General features: G+C 44.6%; 15 protein-coding genes. 9 read left to right on the forward strand and 6 right to left on the reverse strand.

Going from position 1 to position 18,007, the window contains the following annotated elements:
- The first annotated feature begins 28 nt into the window (after window positions 1–28).
- The 4 genes from sufD to sufB are packed head-to-tail and all read left to right on the forward strand — an operon-like array spanning window position 29 to window position 4,384.
- Window positions 29–1,330: a Fe-S cluster assembly protein SufD gene (sufD, locus tag ACE3MZ_RS07330; RefSeq protein WP_411345799.1), complete on the forward strand. Its 1,302-nt coding sequence runs from the start codon at window positions 29–31 to the stop codon at window positions 1,328–1,330.
- Window positions 1,327–2,550 (forward strand): cysteine desulfurase, encoded by a 1,224-nt coding sequence (locus tag ACE3MZ_RS07335; protein WP_411345800.1) that lies wholly within the window; start codon window positions 1,327–1,329, stop codon window positions 2,548–2,550. The genes sufD and ACE3MZ_RS07335 overlap by 4 nt, the downstream gene beginning before the upstream one ends.
- Window positions 2,537–2,968: a Fe-S cluster assembly sulfur transfer protein SufU gene (sufU, locus tag ACE3MZ_RS07340; protein WP_367055499.1), complete on the forward strand. Its 432-nt coding sequence runs from the start codon at window positions 2,537–2,539 to the stop codon at window positions 2,966–2,968. Before ACE3MZ_RS07335 ends, sufU begins: the two co-directional genes overlap by 14 nt.
- A gap of 18 nt (window positions 2,969–2,986) precedes the next feature.
- Window positions 2,987–4,384, forward strand: a complete 1,398-nt coding sequence (gene sufB, locus ACE3MZ_RS07345) for a Fe-S cluster assembly protein SufB (RefSeq protein WP_367055502.1) — start codon at window positions 2,987–2,989, stop codon at window positions 4,382–4,384.
- A gap of 633 nt (window positions 4,385–5,017) precedes the next feature.
- On the opposite strand, the gene ACE3MZ_RS07350 is transcribed toward sufB, so the two are convergent.
- The 3 genes from ACE3MZ_RS07350 to ACE3MZ_RS07360 form a co-directional block, all read right to left on the reverse strand.
- Window positions 5,018–5,872 carry a hypothetical protein gene (locus ACE3MZ_RS07350; protein WP_411345801.1) on the reverse strand — a complete coding sequence of 285 codons (855 nt, stop codon included), beginning with the start codon at window positions 5,870–5,872 and terminating at the stop codon, window positions 5,018–5,020.
- A gap of 1,002 nt (window positions 5,873–6,874) precedes the next feature.
- Window positions 6,875–7,102 carry a hypothetical protein gene (locus ACE3MZ_RS07355; RefSeq protein ID WP_411345802.1) on the reverse strand — a complete coding sequence of 76 codons (228 nt, stop codon included), beginning with the start codon at window positions 7,100–7,102 and terminating at the stop codon, window positions 6,875–6,877.
- An 18-nt stretch (window positions 7,103–7,120) separates the two neighbouring features.
- Window positions 7,121–8,089, reverse strand: coding sequence for an arsenic resistance protein (locus ACE3MZ_RS07360; RefSeq protein ID WP_411345803.1), 969 nt, complete (start codon window positions 8,087–8,089; stop codon window positions 7,121–7,123).
- A gap of 529 nt (window positions 8,090–8,618) precedes the next feature.
- Between ACE3MZ_RS07360 and ACE3MZ_RS07365 the strand changes: the two genes are divergently transcribed.
- From ACE3MZ_RS07365 to ACE3MZ_RS07380, 4 genes are all read left to right on the forward strand, one after another.
- The gene (locus ACE3MZ_RS07365; protein WP_411345804.1) at window positions 8,619–10,037 is read left to right on the forward strand and encodes a PLP-dependent aminotransferase family protein; all 1,419 of its coding nucleotides are present in this window, start codon (window positions 8,619–8,621) and stop codon (window positions 10,035–10,037) included.
- Between the two features lie 217 nt (window positions 10,038–10,254).
- Complete coding sequence (locus ACE3MZ_RS07370; RefSeq protein ID WP_411345805.1) at window positions 10,255–11,553, forward strand: MFS transporter; 1,299 nt, start codon at window positions 10,255–10,257, stop codon at window positions 11,551–11,553.
- A 365-nt stretch (window positions 11,554–11,918) separates the two neighbouring features.
- Window positions 11,919–12,371, forward strand: coding sequence for a MarR family winged helix-turn-helix transcriptional regulator (locus tag ACE3MZ_RS07375; protein WP_411345806.1), 453 nt, complete (start codon window positions 11,919–11,921; stop codon window positions 12,369–12,371).
- 162 nt (window positions 12,372–12,533) lie between these two features.
- A complete protein-coding gene (locus ACE3MZ_RS07380; protein WP_411345807.1) occupies window positions 12,534–13,049 on the forward strand; it encodes a GNAT family N-acetyltransferase in 516 nt (171 codons plus the stop codon).
- Between the two features lie 169 nt (window positions 13,050–13,218).
- Here ACE3MZ_RS07380 and ACE3MZ_RS07385 read toward each other — a convergent pair whose 3' ends face one another.
- Complete coding sequence (locus ACE3MZ_RS07385; protein WP_411345808.1) at window positions 13,219–13,881, reverse strand: 3'-5' exonuclease; 663 nt, start codon at window positions 13,879–13,881, stop codon at window positions 13,219–13,221.
- 407 nt (window positions 13,882–14,288) lie between these two features.
- On the opposite strand from ACE3MZ_RS07385, the gene ACE3MZ_RS07390 reads away from it, so the two are divergent.
- Window positions 14,289–15,773, forward strand: a complete 1,485-nt coding sequence (locus ACE3MZ_RS07390) for an FAD-dependent oxidoreductase (protein WP_411345809.1) — start codon at window positions 14,289–14,291, stop codon at window positions 15,771–15,773.
- 260 nt (window positions 15,774–16,033) lie between these two features.
- Here ACE3MZ_RS07390 and ACE3MZ_RS07395 read toward each other — a convergent pair whose 3' ends face one another.
- Both ACE3MZ_RS07395 and ACE3MZ_RS07400 read right to left on the reverse strand, forming a co-directional pair.
- The gene (locus tag ACE3MZ_RS07395; protein WP_411345810.1) at window positions 16,034–17,068 is read right to left on the reverse strand and encodes an HD-GYP domain-containing protein; all 1,035 of its coding nucleotides are present in this window, start codon (window positions 17,066–17,068) and stop codon (window positions 16,034–16,036) included.
- An 83-nt stretch (window positions 17,069–17,151) separates the two neighbouring features.
- On the reverse strand, window positions 17,152–17,898 hold the full coding sequence (locus tag ACE3MZ_RS07400) for a molybdenum cofactor biosynthesis protein (protein WP_411345811.1): 747 nt from the start codon (window positions 17,896–17,898) through the stop codon (window positions 17,152–17,154).
- Between the last annotated feature and the right edge of the window lie 109 nt (window positions 17,899–18,007).

Here is an 18,007-nt window from a genome sequence, read left to right on the forward strand (position 1 = left end):
ATAACGGTACGGAAGGAGCAAAAGCATAATGACATTGCAGACGATACTTCCGCTGAGCGCGGAAGCACTGAAATCTCTATCCCAGCAAAAAAACGAACCGGCATGGCTGACGGAAAGCCGTCTGAGCGCGTTGGAACTCGCTTCCCGCCTCGAACTGCCAAAACCGGAAAAAACAAAAATCGATAAATGGAATCTGTCCGAATATGGTACACACCAATCGGCGACTGTCGTATCCTCCGTACAGGAGCTGCCAGAAGCAGTAAGCGCTCTGGTTAACGAGGACGAAGCAGCTAACCTGCTCGTACAAAAAGATTCTGGTGTCGTATATAGCACGCTGTCCGACGAACTGAAATCCCAGGGTGTTATTTTCACCGATCTGGAAACGGCAGCACGCGAACACAGCGATCTGGTAGAGAAGCATCTGTCCAGCGTTGTGAAGAACGATGAAAATCAGCTGACCGCTTTGAGTGCGGCACTGTGGAACGGCGGCGCTTTCCTCTATGTTCCGAAAAACGTAGAAGTGTCCGTACCGCTGCAAGCAGTATTCCTGACGGAGAACGCAGGCGCTACCTTTGCACCACGCGTACTCGTCATCGCAGACGTAAACAGCTCCGTAACGTATGTGGATAACTACATTTCCGCAGGCGACGACAACCGTCTGCACAACGGAATCGTAGAAGTTATTGCAAAACCGGGCGCGAAAGTTCGTTTTGCAACGGTTCACCAATTCGGTCTGAGCACAACAGATATGAGCTATCGTCGTGCGATTACCGAGAATGATGCATCCATCGAATGGATTATCGGCGAAATGAACGACGGCAATACCGTAACCGATACATCCACGATTTTGAAAGGCAACGGTTCGACGTCTGATGCGAAAATCATCGCTGTCGGTTCCGGTTCCCAGCGTCTGAACTACACTACACGCGCTGTTCACTTTGGTAAAGATTCCACCAGCCAAATGACAACTCGTGCAGTTATGCGCGAAGAAGCCAATGCCATCATCAACGGTATTACCAAAATTGAACACGGCGCAACCCGTTCCAACGGTGAGCAAGCAGAGAAAGTACTGATGCTCAGTCCGAAAGCACGCGGCGACGCGAACCCAATCCTGCTGATTGATGAGGATGACGTTATGGCGGGTCACGCGGCTTCGGTTGGACAGGTGAACCCTGAACAGGTACATTATCTGATGTCCCGTGGTATCTCCCGTGCACAGGCAGAGCGACTGATCATTTACGGTTTCCTGGCTCCGGTCGTTTCTGACATTCCGCTGGAACAGCTCCAGACCCGCTTGCAACAGCTGGTCGAAAGAAAAGTCGGTCAGTGAACGATCTGATCCGCGAGCAGTTTCCGATTTTACACCAGGAAGTAAACGGACATCCGCTTGTATATCTGGATAATGCGGCAACATCGCAAAAGCCGCGCGTCGTACTTGATGCGCTGCGTCATTACTATGAATACGATAACTCGAACGTACACCGCGGCGTGCATACGCTCGGTACACGCGCAACCGACGCTTACGAAGGTGCACGCGAGAAGATCGCGCGTTTCATCAACGCGTCGCGCAGTGAAGAGATTGTATTCACCCGCGGTACAACCACAGCGCTCAATCTGGTGGCTTCGGCATATGGCGGTCCACGTCTACAGCCGGGTGACGAGATTGTGATTACGCCGATGGAGCATCACAGCAATCTCATTCCGTGGCAGCAGCTGGCTCTGCGCACTGGTGCCACGCTGAAATACATTCCACTGCAACCGGATGGCAATATCGATCTGGCAGATGTGGAGCAAGTCATTAACGAAAATACCAAAATCGTCTCGGTCGTCTACGTATCGAACGTGCTTGGCGTAGTTAATCCGGTCAAAGAAATTGCCGAGATTGCCCATCGCCACGGTGCAATCATGATCGTGGATGGCGCACAGAGCACGCCGCATATGAAAGTGGATGTGCAGGATCTAGATTGCGATTTCTACGCATTTTCCAGTCATAAAATGTGCGGACCGACCGGATTCGGTGCCCTGTATGGTAAGCGTCAGCTGCTCTCACAGATGGAACCAATCGAATTCGGCGGCGAGATGATCAACGATGTCGGTCTGTACGAATCGGACTGGAAGGATGCACCATGGCGGTTTGAAGGCGGTACGCCGATTATCTCTGGTGCGGTCGGCCTTGCGGCTGCGATCGACTTCCTGAGCGAAATTGGCATGGACAAGATTGAGGAGCATGAAGCCCATCTCGCGAACTACGCGATGGAGCGCATGTCCAAGATCGAAGGCATTCACATTTACGGGCCGGCGAAACGCAAAGTCGGGATCGTGACATTCAATCTGGATGGCGTGCATCCACACGATCTGGCAACCGTGCTAGATACGTACGGAATTGCCATCCGTGCCGGACACCATTGCTGCCAGCCGCTCATGAGATGGTTGGAAGCAAGCTCGACTGCACGCGCCAGCTTTTACCTGTATAATAATGAACAAGACGTGGATCGCTTTATCGAAGCGTTAGTTCAGACAAAGGAGTATTTTGGCGATGCAATTGGATGATCTATACCGCCGCGTCATTATGGACCATTACAAAAACCCGCGTAATCGTGGGACGTTTGGCGACGATGCGGTTACAGTGAATCTGAACAACCCGACTTGTGGCGATCGGATCTCACTGCAACTGCTTGTCGAGGATGGCAAAGTAACAGACGCGAAATACACTGGCGAAGGCTGCTCGATCAGCATGTCCTCCGCCTCCATGATGACCGAAGCTGTCAAAGGCAGAACGTACGAAGAAGCACTTGATATTGCAGACCGTTTCTCCGCCCTCATGAAAGGCGAAGAGGTGCAATTTGATGAATATGAAGAGATCGAAGCCCTATCCGGAGTAAACAAATTCCCCGCTCGCATCAAATGCGCTACACTGGCTTGGAATGCATTGCGTAAAGGAATCGGCGAAGACAGCAACAACAATTAAGATGGGGAGGCTACAACCATGGCTAAAAAAGCACCAGAAATGGAAGAGTACAAATATGGTTTCCGCGACGAGCACAAGGCGATTTTTCAGTCCGGTAAAGGTCTGAGCAAAGAAATCGTTATGGCAATCTCCAAAATGAAAGACGAGCCGCAATGGATGCTCGATTTCCGCCTGAAATCACTGGAGCAGTTCGAGAAAATGCCAATGCCTGAATGGGGCGGCGACTTGAGCGAACTGGATTTCAACGATATTCAGTACTATGTAAAACCGTCCGAAGGACAGGGGAAAACATGGGAAGAAGTACCGACTGAGATCAAGGAAACCTTTGACAAACTGGGTATTCCAGAAGCAGAGCAAAAGTTCCTTGCTGGTGTATCGGCTCAGTACGAATCTGAGGTCGTGTACCACAACATGCAGAAGGAACTGGAAGATCAAGGTGTTATCTTTACCGACACCGATACGGCGCTGCGCGAGCATCCGGAGATCTTCAAAGAATACTTCTCCACCATCATCCCGCCAGCAGATAACAAATTCGCAGCGTTGAATAGTGCCGTATGGTCCGGCGGCAGCTTTATCTATGTTCCACCAGGTGTACAATGCGAAATTCCGCTGCAAGCGTATTTCCGTATTAACTCCGAGAACATGGGTCAATTTGAGCGTACTCTGATCATCGCGGACGAAGGCAGCTTCGTGCACTACGTTGAGGGCTGTACAGCACCAATCTACAGCACCAACTCCCTGCACAGTGCAGTTGTCGAAATCCTGTGTAAAAAAGATGCGCGTGTACGTTATACAACGATCCAAAACTGGGCGCCAAACATCTACAACCTCGTTACCAAACGTGCCGTTGCAGAAGAAAATGCGAACATGGAATGGGTTGACGGTAACATCGGTTCCAAACTGACTATGAAATACCCTGCGGTTGTACTGAAAGGTCGCGGCGCCAAAGGTTCCGTACTGTCCATCGCTGTAGCTGGTAAAGGTCAGCTGCAAGATGCAGGTGCGAAAATGATCCACTTGGCACCAGATACAACATCTACGATTGTATCCAAATCGATCAGTAAACACGGTGGTAAAGTAACCTATCGTGGTCTGGCATCGTTCGGACGCAACTCCGACGGCGCGAAATCCAACATCAAGTGCGATACGTTGATTCTGGATAACGAGTCTACGTCCGATACGATCCCGTACAACGAGATCAAGAATGATAACATCACTCTTGAGCACGAAGCAACGGTATCCAAAGTATCCGAAGATCAACTGTTCTATCTGATGAGCCGCGGTCTGAGCGAAGACGAAGCGACACAAATGATCGTTATGGGCTTCATCGAGCCGTTTACGAAAGAACTGCCGATGGAATATGCGGTAGAGATGAACCGTCTGATCAAGTTCGAGATGGAAGGTTCTATCGGTTAATATTTAAAACTCTTTTCGTTAAAATATGATTGTGATATTTCATTTAGCGATAATTTATTATGTTAGCTAGCAATTTGTATAGAAGACGAACTTAAAAAGTTCGTCTTCTTCTATTTTTACCGTAATAGTAATCGATATTTCCAATGAGTTTTTACTGAAATTATTATTGTATAGTCAATTTTTTAATGATTAGGTAGCTATCAAATTACGTTTTATAGTCAAATCAGTTTGTTCATATATAGTTTCTGTACTACTTCTTTCTGTAAATCCCATTTATATATGTAACACCTGTGTGGGCTAAAACTAGTAAATATATTCGATTACACTATTGATCGCTAAAAATCGTTACAAATTCGCTTTATACTCGAATTCATATTCAACTTCTATTTATGCCCAGGTGATTGGCTCGCTATGGGATTCAGAGTAGAAAGAATCATGAATACTATATAATTATTTCTCATAGAATCGAATAATGCCAAGTTGGATAGGAGTTAATAGCAAAATCGGAAGAAACAAAGGTCAGTTAACCATGTTATTCAATGGTCTGGCTGATTATAGATATAACAATCGGGATGGATCAGATTACTTTACTAAATATTAAAAGGCTCTGCCATGATCGGCAGAACCTTTTAATTATTTTAAAGAAATATTGAATTCGAAGGGTTTGAATTGTTTACTGTAGTCATCTGTAGAGCCTTCAGCAATTAATCGCAGATTACCTGAGTTTAAATCTATAGTTTTAAAACTAATAATACCTTCTGTTTTTACACCGGGTAAAATTTCAGACTGTAGTTCAGGATATTTAGCAGCGTAATTAGTTTCTTGCTCGTATTGTTTTGATCCTTGTACTAATTTTGTATTAAAGGCATAGAAGCTGGCGGTGTCTTGAGTTGAATTTTCAATTGAAATATAAGCCCTTGTTTCACTCTCAGCCAATTCTATTTTTTGAACTGTAATTTTGTAACCGCTTTGGTTTTTAGTTTCATTGACATCAATTGTTTTTAAAGCAGGTGCAACCGCAGTTGCATAATCCACCACTTTAACCGAATCAGATAAAATAACTGGTGCTGTGACAGTCCCACCCATCATATTTTCGCCTTCAAATTTGTCTTTAACTACACCTTTAACATGCACGTAGTCGTCAGACTTAATGGTAGATGCAGGATCAGCAATTCCAACTATGATGTTTTTAGCATTATTTTTTGGATCGGCATAAACCTGAAGATATGTTCCTTGTTCATCTTTTTCAGGATTAACGAAAACTTTACCATAAAATTCAACTGTTCGACCTTTAAAATCAAGTGGATTAGTTATCATTTGGTCAAACTCGTTTGATGTTAACGGAGTAGTATTTACAGCTTCAGCAGTTGATGCACTTTCTGATTCATTAGTTGCAGCAGTAGTATTTGATATGTTATCTGAGCAAGCTACTAATGTTGCAATCGATACTACTGATAAAAACATTCCTATACCTTTAAACTTCTTCACGACAAAACCCCTTTGTAGTAATTATGTAGTACGTAATTATTATATCGGAAAAAGATGAAAATGTTAATGGAAAATCATGTTGATAAATGATTAACAGCAAAATATAAAATAGTATTTTTCTATATACTTATTTCATGTTATCACTTGTACTACTAAAATTCAGATTAAACAAATTTAATTATGTAACTACTGATTTTATACTGAAAATCAATCGAGAAGTATGATCTCTGTGTGAAAAGGAAAGTATTAATAAAACTATATCTTTCAATATTCTGCTAAGTTATAGGAACTTATGACCTTATAATTTAATCATGTTCTAGATGGAAGACTTTATCGGTTGATTTTTAAATTGCTATCCTCAAAGTATGATGTTGCAGTAGAAGTTTCAAGGATAAAGTTGATATTTTAACTACGTATACTTGCTTAAAAAAGAGACGAACTTTTTGTTTGTCTCTTTTTTATTACAATTAGATTTTTAAGTATTTCAGATAAAGATATTTTAGATTTATACATTTTGTTTCTCTTTAAACTTAATTAATTTTCTTTTCATGATGGATGCACAGTATTTAATTATTGCAATATACGAAGCTGCTAATACCATAGAATCTGACATGAAGTCGCTACTAATGATTTTTAAACTTTTTATGGCTATTAATAAGGTTATTATAACTGCCAAAATATTACTTGCATGATCGAAGTCTGATTGTAATTGTTCATATCCTTTGTAAAATAGTACTTTTTGCTGCTGATTATTTTCAGACGACGTTATTTTGATGACATTATAGTAAAGCAGATTTATCCAATATACAACGGAAAAAATGGAGCTACCTGCAAGGATAATATATACTATAGTGTATTTATCTAACGAACTTAGTAACTCAACTCTTGTAAAAGCAACTATAAAAATCACCAAAAAACATATTAAAAATTCAAAGGCAGAACGAGCAAAAGTAGTCAAAATAGTTAAAAGAAATATGACATTTAAAACTAATATATTTGCAATTAAAGAATTGGAATACGAGTACAAAAAAAAGCACTTTCTCCATATATATAAAAATTTGTAGATATACCAATAATAAATAAAAATATTGTAGTTCTAATTACTTTTTGTTTTAAGGTTTTGAATTTATGATTGTACATTTCTTTGTATAAATATTGTAAACATAAGTTAAGGAAAGGGTTTTGTTCTTCTTTTTTTTGTTTTTCGATTTTCTTCTTTATCTTATTCATATTTTATTTCCTTTCTTTCTAGTTTCTCAACAACCAACCCGGAATCACCCGAATATACACAAGCTCACCCATCAGTTCTACAACTGTCTGCGTAACAATAATAGCAGCTACCAACGTGTTCCAATCATCCGGCAATGCCAGTGCGAGTGGCAGTACAACTAGTGAATTTCGTGTTCCTGAACTGAATATCACTGCCCGTCCAGAGGCAGGTTCCAATTGTAACAAGATCACAATGCCTTTGGAAATCCAAGGCATGATCAGCATAAACAGAACATACACCGGAATCACCTGAATCAATACATACCAGTAAGTCGCTAACTTGCCCATCTGCGATGCAATCACAACGAACAGCGTCAATGCCATGAACGGAACGGGAACCCATGCCGAACCGTCCAAGATCAGTTGCCCATAGCGATGCTTGCGAGACATCAGCTGTACAACGACTGCGATCACCAATGGTATAACGATGATGATCAGAAATGCTTCGATAAACGGCTTCGGATTCACAATATCCGCAGTATCCTGCCCCATGAATAGCCACAAATACACAGGCAGCAAAATCATTTGCGTGATAAATAAAATTGGCGTAGCCAGCAGCATCAACTTCTCATTGCCGCGCCCCAGATGCGTAAATACGATGACATAATCCACACACGGCGTTAACAGCACCAGATACACACCAAGCAATATCGGCGGCTGTTGCGGCAAGAGCCATGATAAGCACCAGACAACAATCGGTACAGCAATATAATTAGCAAGTAAAATACATACTACAAAACGTCGATCTTGCAGCGACTCCCGCATCGAGCCAAACGGAATCTGTGTAAACATGCCATACATCAGCACAGCAATAACGCCAGATAGCAATACAGGATTGTCTAATACCGACATCCCTTTTGGCAATAGCAGCCCGAGTCCGATCGCTGCAATCAATACAACGATATAGATACAAATCTGCTGTTGTTCCATTTTTTCACGAGTGAGCATATGATCCCCTTTTCCAAACGTTCTATATTTATGTCATTTTATTATAAGCATACATCAGCTGAATTTTCTTTATCCTTTAAGATGAATTGGTCAAATGGCGAGAAGCGTACTTATTCCTTTACCAATTCCAAATCATATCAATACTACCGTATCAATGTAACAGCGAACAATGGCAGTGCGGATTATACCGCTATTGGCGAGCTGGAAATGTATTAAGTATTACACAATAACGACCGCTATACCCCAATGGGTGGCGGTCGTTTTTTCTTTTAAAATATTCAAGAATCGTTACATAAGTGTAGGTGACATCTCATCGTATAGGTATAATAATGTTGATACTACAAATGAAAGAAGTATAATCTAATATTTTCGGTCTACTCTCTGCCTTGATTTGTCTGATCTATTTTGATCTGTTTGATCTACGTTGATCTGTTTCATCAATGCCTCGATTTCGTTGCAGGCATACGAAAACGTTATAAGAAATACTGTACATCATTCCATATACAACAAAAAAAGAAGGATACTCAAGATGCCTATTAATTCGTTTGAACATTACCATATGAGCTGGAAGCCAGTCATCGACAAAACGCAAAAGCCGATCTATCAGGCGCTTGCAACTCAATTGGAACGCGATATTATCGGCGGTTATCTGCTGCCTGGTACGCAGTTGCCACCGCAGCGTGAGCTGGCAGATTATCTCGATCTGAATCTCAGCACCATCTCCAAAGCATTCAAAGTATGCGAGCTGAAAGGGCTGCTCAGTGCAGTCGTTGGTAGCGGTACATTTGTGTCGTACGATGCGCTGTCTAACGCTTATCTGCTAGAAGACCAGAAGCCGCAGCATGTCATCGAGATGGGGGCGACGTTTCCAGACAATGATTCGTATGAACCGCTCATGCTGCAATTGAAAAGTATGCTGCATGACGGCGGCGATTATGCGCGCTGGTTTGGATACGGTCGTCCGGGCGAGCATCTCTGGCAAAAGGACGCGGCAGTGCAGTTGATGCGGCGCGGTGGATTGGATACGACGGTAGATCATATTTTGTTCTCTAATGGAGGGCAAAATGCCATCGCTGCGACACTTGCCGGATTGTGCAAGCCTGGCGACCGTATTGCAGTGGATCAGCATACCTATCCAGGGCTGAAAACAGCCGCTGCGATGCTTAGTATTCAGCTGATACCGATCAAAGCGGACGATGGCGTGATGAGTCCCACTGCGCTGGAATACACCTGTAAAAACGAAAATATTAAAGGGATCTACTTAATCCCCGACTGTCATAATCCGACGGCATCTATTATGCCGCTGGCTATTCGGCAAACAATTGCCGCTATTGCTGTGCAATACCAGATATTCATTATGGAGGATGCGTCGTACCATTTGCTAGCATCTCATCCATTACCTGCGCTCGCTTCGTTTGCGCCAGAGCAGGTGATCCATATCGCGAGTCTGTCCAAATCGCTCGCACCCGGGTTGCGTATGGCATATGTATCGGTGCCCAATCAGGTTCGGGAAGCAATCTCCAAAGCGCTATATAATCTGAATGTCACAGTATCGCCACTGCTGTCTGAGCTGACGGCACGGATGATTGTATCGCATCAGTTTGAAGAATTGATTGCTGGTCATCGTCAGCAGACGATGCAGCGTAATGAAGCGGTGAATACACTGCTGGCTGGATACACCTGTCACGGTGAGGATACTAGCATTTTTCGCTGGTTGTTATTGCCGGAAGGTTGCAGTGGAGCACAGTTTGAGGCGCTGGCTGCGCAGCGAGGTGTTCAGGTGTATGCGGCAGAACGCTTTGTCGTAGGCAACAGTTCACCAGAACGGGCAGTACGATTGTCGGTTTGTGCGCCGGTATCCTTGGCGGAACTGAAGCAGGGACTGCATATATTGAAGCAGCTATTGGATCATGTTGCACAAGAGCATGAACAATCGGGTGGTCAGTAATGTTCAAGTTGTTTGAATATCTCCTTTTTATAATAACTACTAGTACGCGTTACACATGCAACTAATATTACACATGTAGCCAATATCACACATGTCACCAACATTGTATGCCATACAATTATAGTATTGTATGGCTTTTTCGTATCATGATATGATAATCCCATTCTGGTAGAAAGTACTACGAATCGGATTCTGAAGGAAAGCAGGTTGGAGCATAATGAGCAGGAATCATACAAATGGATCGCAGCAGCAATTGGATTGGCTTCACCGTTACAGTCAATCACCAGAGCAGCAGCAAGCTCTGTATCGGCGTACGCTAGGTGTCGTCAGTGTCTCGCAAGTATTTGGCGGTGCCGGGCTGGCAGCAGGTGTTACGGTAGGAGCGCTACTTGCCCAACAAATGCTCGGTACAGATGCTTATGCTGGTGTGCCGTCTGCGTTGTTGACGTTAGGATCGGCAGGGGCGGCACTGCTGGTTGGACGCTTATCGCAGCGGTACGGTCGACGGACAGGGCTAACGATTGGCTTTATGCTAGGCGGAGTCGGTGCGATTGGGATTATTTTGGCAGCGGTGTGGAGTAGTGTTTGGCTGCTATTTGCGGCGTTGCTCATCTACGGTTCAGGTACAGCGACGAATTTGCAAGCGAGATATGCGGGAACTGATCTTGCGAGTAGCAAGCAGCGGGCAACAGCGGTTAGTATGACGATGGTATTTACAACATTTGGTGCGGTGGCAGGACCGAATCTGGTGAATGTGATGGGCAATGTTGCCTTATCCCTAGGGATTCCGGCGCTGGCAGGACCGTTTATACTCGCTGCGGCTGCGTATCTATTAGCAGGATTGGTATTGTTTGTCATGCTGCGTCCTGATCCGCTAATGATTGCGGAAATGCTGAGAACACAGGGATTGCAGCCGTCTGCTCATCCTGCACATAACCTTACAACACCATCGGAAAATAAAAAAGGGATCATCGCTGGTGCGACCATTATGGTCGTTACGCAGGTGGTGATGGTTGCGATTATGACGATGACACCTGTACATATGCAGCATCATGGTCACGGTCTGGGCGAGGTCGGATTGGTGATTGGATTTCATATTGGAGCAATGTATTTGCCATCACTGGTGACCGGAATGCTAGTTGATAAGCTGGGGCGGGCGGTAATGGCGGTCGCTTCCGGCGTCACCTTGTTATTAGCAGGGCTGGTTGCGGCGTTTGCCCCTGCTGATTCCATGATCTTGTTGATTGTGGCACTCTGTCTGCTCGGTCTGGGCTGGAATCTGGGCTTGATCAGCGGTACGGCATTGATCGTCGATTCAACCGAAGCTTCCACCCGGGCAAAAGTACAAGGCTCGGTCGATGTATTGATCGCCTTATCCGGTGCCGCTGGGGGAGCATTGTCCGGTATGGTTGTGGCGGGTTCCAGTTATCCGGTATTATCGATAGCTGGTGGGATTCTATCGCTGCTGCTCATTCCAGTCGTTATCTGGTCGCGATCCTCACGGCAACCTGTGTAAGAATGGTTGACCAATGGATATAACCTTTACAAAAGGTACTGTTTATATTGTGATATGAAAATATCGATATGGATTGGATCAGACAACAACTTCAGAATATAGGTACGAATGAGAAGATGATCCAAGAAGCAGAACGGTTGTTCATAAGAACAGCCGTTTTTTGCTATATTGTGGGTTGTTCTGGCTTAGCTGTATATAGCAATGCCCAGCATTACTAGTGAAAAACCGGATATACAAGCAGCATAGCTCACTGTTATCCTATCGATTGATTGAACTTTTTGTTGCAAATGCAATATGAATACGATAGATTAAAGGTATCTAATTTTGTTGCATTTGCAATAAAATGAATATTGGAGGATATTATAATGACAGATATTTTACGTGAGGTCGGCATGATTGCGAGAGCGCTTGATTCCATTAGCAATATTGAATTCAAAGAGTATGATCTGACAAAAGGGCAATATTTATATTTGGTACGTGTCTGTGAGCATCCGGGCATTATTCAGGAAAAGCTTGCCGAAATGATCAAAGTTGACCGCACAACAGCTGCGCGTGCAGTGCAAAAGCTGGAACTGAGCGGATTTGTGGAGAAGCGCGAGGATGAGCATAATTTGAAGATCAAAAAGCTATTTCCCACTGCCAAAGGTCAGCAGCTGTACCCGTTTATCCAGCGCGAGCATCATCATTCGGAGCAGGTTGCATTGAACGGATTGACAGAAGAAGAAGGCGCTATGCTGCTGGCATTGTTGCAACGCGTGCGCAGCAATGTGGAGAAAGATTGGGAATTTGTGAAAAAAGGCAAAAAACGTCAGTATTAAGGAAATGACCAGCGTCGTGTGCGAGATCAATCGTATACCAAACATCAATGGAATATGAGCAATCAATATCATTGTGTATGTTAGAAATCATGAAATGATAACAGGACATTGCTGACCTGTTAGGTTGTGCATACCTATAAGCAATAAGGAGTGAAATACGATATGACAATCACGCTAAGCCGCTGTACCACCGCAGATGTGCAAGCGCTGCGTAGTATCAGCTACGAGACATTTGACGAGACGTTTGCTCCATACAATACACCGGACAATATGAGTGCTTATATGGATCAGGCATATGATACGAACAAGCTGGAAGAGGAGCTGTTGCATCCACATTCGCAGTTTTATTTTGTGATCAAAGACGGACAGCATGCCGGGTATATGAAGCTGAATACAGATGATGCGCAGTCGGAGCCAATGGGCGATGAAGCGCTAGAGATCGAACGGATTTATGTACGCAGTACGTTTCAAAAGCTAGGATTAGGACGTTATTTGTTTGATCAGGCACTGAATATAGCGGCAGAGCATAAGAAAAGCAAAATTTGGCTAGGCGTATGGGAAAAGAATGACAATGCGCTGGCGTTCTACCATCGGCTCGGCTTTGTGCAGATTGGTGAGCATTCCTTTTACATGGGAGATGATCGGCAAATCGATCTTATTATGATGCGGAAGCTGTAGTTAGTGTGTCATATGGATATTGAAGTGGTAAGCGACCAGTCGACGGTCATGAATAGTAATTGTATATAGTAAGAACACCCCTATCTGTTGATTGGATAGGGGTGTTCTGGGTTATGCTCCTACGCATCTTTACATGACGTTTTGCACAGTTATATTACATCTGGTGCATTTACAGAAACGGATGGTTGGATGTGGTCGAAGATTTGCGTATATACGGTTTTTTCTTCCAACCGCCCGCCTTTTTCTCTTTTGATGATAGAGAGAACGGTGTATAACCACCTGCATACATCGTCCCCGGCTTGTAACCAACAGCAGACGATAATTCGGCAGGTGTGGCATGCTGCTTATGTTCTAGCAGCTTGAGCAGCACTAGCGCCGCTGCGCGAGCATCTTCTAGTGCATCATGATGCTGAAGCTCAATGCCGTAATACGCAGCCAGATTATTAAGACGATGAGCAGGAAGCTCATTCAGTACTTTTTTGCTAAGCAGGTATGTGCAGTAATATTGAAAAGCGGGATACCCTGTTGCTGCCGCGTCCAGACTATGACGCAACACGCTCATATCGAAGGCAGCATTATGTGCTACCACATGTTTATGTTCAAAATAAGGCAACAGCTCTGACCACAATTCGCCGAATGTCGGTTCATGCTCCACCATAGACGGCGTAATTCGGTGAATACTAATATTCATGGGATCAAAATGCTGCTGTGGGTTGATCAGACGCGAATATTCGTTCACAATCTGTCCGTCCGCTACCTCGACGATCCCAATAGAGCAGGCGCTACTGCGACTGGAATTGGCAGTCTCAAAGTCAATCGTTACAAAGTTCATTCCATTCATCCTTTCCCGGCAATCCCCGGGTGCTTATGTTTGATTCCAATCCTGTTCGGATGTCCTATCCTATTAAAACGTTACAAAACCGTTGTTGACGAACCGGCATTCCACCTGTACCCTTTGAAAGGAAGCCGAATGATAAAGAGCGGTACATTTATCTATACAGGCACAGGGGGCATAACAATGCTCAGACTTCTTATTGTAGTACATATGTACGTCGTATACCAGTGAGTTACACACAATAGGCAGCAGCCAACCGACAATTTGAGATGCAAGGGGTTAACAGGACATTGAAGAGCAGACGTAGCGAACGACAGCACAGACGAAAAAAGAATTCCATACGCGCATGGCTCCTTACATTGCTTGCCGTATTGATCATTGGAGTGGGTGGCACAGTATGGTACATGCAGCAGCAAGTATCCACCGCCGAAACTAACAACGCAGCCGATTCGAATGGGCAAACTAACAATGCGGCTGCTCAAAGTCAGAATGGAATGACTTCGACGGACGTCTCCAACCCGACAAGCGGCAATGATACAACTGCTCAGCAACCGGCACCGACAGTGGATGAGCAATACGATCTCGTGCTGATCGGAAGCGAGATTGAAGGCATTCTGATGGCAAAGGCAGCGCACGATGAAGGATTGAATGTACTGATCCTTGATCCGCGGAACGAGCCGGGTGGTCAGCTGTTACAGGGACAGATGCTCGTACTGGACGAGCCGAACAACAATAAGAAAGTCAGTCTTGTTCAAGGCGAGATGAAGAAGCTTTATAATGCCTACAATAGCGGCGAAATTCGCAAGGAATCCGATTTTGTGGAATATTATAACGGGTTGATTCAGGGCATTACGCTCAAAAGCGGCATCACGCTCGGGCATATCCAGCAGGACGAAGTGAACAATATGCACTCCATTTCCAGCATCACATATACGGAGAAGGATGGTGCAGAGCATACGGTATCAGCACGTTATTTTGTGGAAAATACCGACTATGCTGCACTCAGCTCCAAGCTGGACGTTACGCGGATTCCGGGTGTGGAGTCCATTTTCAGTGATAGCGATAAGCCCGAGTATATGGCAGCAACATATATGCTCAAATTCAAAAACGTCGACTGGATCGCTCTCCACAGTGCGACATTATTGGACTATCCGCTCTCCAATCTGGAAGCGAAATATGGAACGAACACGTATGTCGATTACGACTTTGGCACCGGATTCAACAAGGTGACCGACAAGCTCAAGCTGGCGGATTCTCAGCTCAAGCTACGCGGCATCAACTCAACTTATCAGAAGCATGGCGATGTGATCATCAATGCACTGCTGATCTATGATGTCGATCCATCCAATCCAGAATCCGTCAGCAAAGCAATCGCCAAAGGCAAAGCCGCGGCGCCGGAAGTGCTGAAATTTCTGCGTGACAATATTCCCGGCTACAAAAACGCCGAGCTGAACGGGTTCCCGGATTATCTATATATCCGTGACTATAACCGGTATCAGACAGATTATGTGCTGACTTATAACGATGTACAAGACAGCAATATGTTCTGGGACAATGTGAGTGTGGGCGGTTATCCGATGGATATCCAAGGTACACGTGAAGTTCCAACAGGCAAAGGATACGGCAAACCAGACTTTTACGGCATTCCAATGCGATCATTTGAATTGAAGAATTACGATAATGTATTGGTCGCTGGTAAAAATATCGGTGCAGAGATTCAGGCATACGGTAGTGCACGCATCACTCCAACTACCGCGTTGGCAGCCGAGACGATGGGCATTATTTTGGGACATGAAGGTAAAGACAAGCGTCTACGTGAGCTGACCAAACAAGATTTTGAACAGATTCATGACTATTTGCGTAAAGATTACAATATCTCGTTGGAATAGGATGTATTGCTGCATTCCTGCATTCATGTATTCGCGGGTAGAGCATGAACAGATACTAGCGACATGATCCAACATACAAAACAAACAGGCACGCCGGTTATATAGAACCATGGACCGTTTCATCCCATTTGGGATAATATACGGTCGCATGCTTCTTATAGTGGCGTGCCTGTTTATTGATTTCTACATAAGTATGGCAAATCTATAAGTAGACGGTAAGAGCTGAAGTAAGCGGAGCGCAGACGAGACTATCGAATGCGCTATAAGAAAATATCTTCAATTTCCAGATTGGATTGCATGGACAGGTCTTTGAAGCCTTTATCTGTTTCGATCAACGGGCGGAAATAATCCGACGGATTGGTCATGACGATTTTGCCAGTTTCGCCGGAGTTGAGACGAACTTTTTTGCCGATCATATTCGGTAACATATTGCGGATAAATGTCTGCGCTGCATCCGGGTACAGCTGACCGAAACTCATACGATGCAGCTCTTTTAATACTTTGAGCAGCTCTTGCTTGGATTGATACACCCGATTGGTCGTCATCGCACTATAAATATCAGCAACCGAAACGATTCGCGAATATGGGTGAATATCTTCCAGCTTGAGACCGTGAGGATATCCTTTGCCATCGGTACGCTCATGATGTTGTAGAGCGACAATGGCGCTAATCTCATCCCCTGTAGATTGCATAATCAGATCATGCCCAAATGTCGTATGTTGCTTCATAATCTCAAATTCGTCCGCAGTCAGCTTGCCCGGCTTGTTCAGAATCTGAGGTGGAACCTTTGATTTGCCAACATCATGCAAATAACCAGCGCGTCCGATAATATACGCTTCACGCTCTGTATAGCCCATCCACGTTGCCAGATAATAAGACAGCATGCCAACCTGAAGAGAATGGGTATACGTGTAATTATCCGTATCATTGAGCACGAATAGGACGGATACGACGTCCTTCTGAGTATGCAGCTCGTTCATTAGCGGCTCCAGCATCTGATCCACCTGGCTACCATCGAATTCGCCACGCGAAGCCGCACTCAGAAACAGATTTTCAAAGCCCGACAAGGCAGTATCAAAATGCACTTTCGCTTCTTCCAGCGAACGCACAGGTTCGGTCTGTAAAGAATCAACCGTGTTCTCAATCTCCACATAATCAACACCATGCTGTAGCAGCTTGCTGATATCATTGGAAAGAAGAGTATGGCCCTTTTGCATAATGTGAATGCCGAATGAGTTGAATGTATCACTTAACAGCGTATCTCCCGGCTTTAAATCTGTCACATGCACTCTCAATGCGGGGCACCTCCATAAATGAATGTTAAATGTATCATATCAAGAAAGAATTTTGATAACAACGGAAACGTGGATAAAAGGACTCAGGACTTTGGCTCTACCGGATTCCACGGTCCGGTTTGCGCACCTTTCCATTCGGAACCGTCCGCCCATATTTCTTTTTTCCAGATTGGCACGGTTTCTTTGAGCCGTTCAATGGCGAAGCGACTGGCTTCATATGCATCATTGCGATGAGAGGAAGATACCGCGATGATGACACTCGTCTCGGCGATTGCAACGGTGCCAGTACGATGACTGATTGCACAGCGTGTGCCGGGCCAGCGGCTGGCAATTTCAGTTCCGATTTTTTGCAATTGACTCAATGCCATCGGTACATAAGCTTCATATTCCAGATGAATCGTCTGCATCTCGCCAGTCATCTCGCGTGTTGTGCCGATAAACGCAATCGTAGCACCGTGATTGTTATCGCCAACTTTGGCAATCACTTCTTCCGCAGACAGCACATTGCCGGTAATGACATACAGCCCATCTGGAGTTTGCGCGCCGTTATCGGCACCTGATCCACCGGATACGGGCGGAATAAGTGCCAATTCGTCATTTTCCTTAATAGTATTATCGACCGAAGCGTACTCTTGGTTAACAGCTGCAAAGGCGTGACGGATGGAATTTTCCGCATCAGGGTATAAAGAAGATAGCGTTTCCTTCAAATGAGCTACTGTAACCGGCAATGTGGTGCCATCATCAGCGACTGGTGGCTCGATATTTATTTGAACTTCGGACTGTCCGATTCGTTCGGCAAGCCCGGCGAATAATTTAATGGTATACTGCATAAAAGTAACGACCTCCAACATGTATTTATCACTTTTGATAGTACCATATTCTGATGTCATATTGGTGTGACAAGAAAAACACATACGGACATCGGCAGCAATGATATAA

Source organism: Paenibacillus sp. WLX1005 (genome assembly GCF_046603685.1).
GTDB lineage: Bacteria > Bacillota > Bacilli > Paenibacillales > Paenibacillaceae > Saccharibacillus.